General features: G+C 41.1%; 1 rRNA gene. It reads right to left on the bottom strand.

Features of this window, described 5'->3' with window-relative positions:
• Positions 1-188 precede the first annotated feature (188 nt).
• Positions 189-306 (bottom strand): 5S ribosomal RNA (rrf, locus tag OCV96_RS19405).
• Between the last annotated feature and the right edge of the window lie 156 nt (positions 307-462).

Raw genomic sequence — 462 nt, 5'->3', positions numbered from 1 at the left:
CCCTCGGATGTCTTGTTATATCGTTTTGCAAACTTGATATAATAGATTTTAATTTCAATATTCGGTTTTCAAGGAACAAATCTGACTGAATTTTTATCAGTCATTAGAAACCAAAACTTTGTTTTAATCTCTAATCACTGGTAAAACCAGTATTTATTTAAACGCTTTTCAGCGATTTTTTTAAAGAGATCTGGCAGCCACCTGCTCTCCCATACCGTCTCCAGTATAGTACCATCGGCCGCTTAGGTCTTAACCATCGTGTTCGGGATGAGAACGGGTGTGTCCCCTAAGCGCATAACCACCAGAAATTTTATTTGTGAAGATGTCTTGGCTGGTTATGCGCTTTGCGCATACGCCACCATCTTCTTTCGATTTACCTCTTTGGCAAATCAACAGTAATGCAACCCCTACTTCTTCCGTTTCCTTAGAAAGGAGGTGATCCAGCCGCACCTTCCGATACGG

Origin of the sequence: Waltera acetigignens, from assembly GCF_025567015.1 — a bacterium.
Lineage (GTDB): Bacteria > Bacillota > Clostridia > Lachnospirales > Lachnospiraceae > Acetatifactor > Acetatifactor acetigignens.
Note: the sequence above shows the minus strand (reverse complement) of the source record. Positions and strands in the feature narration are given on the sequence as shown.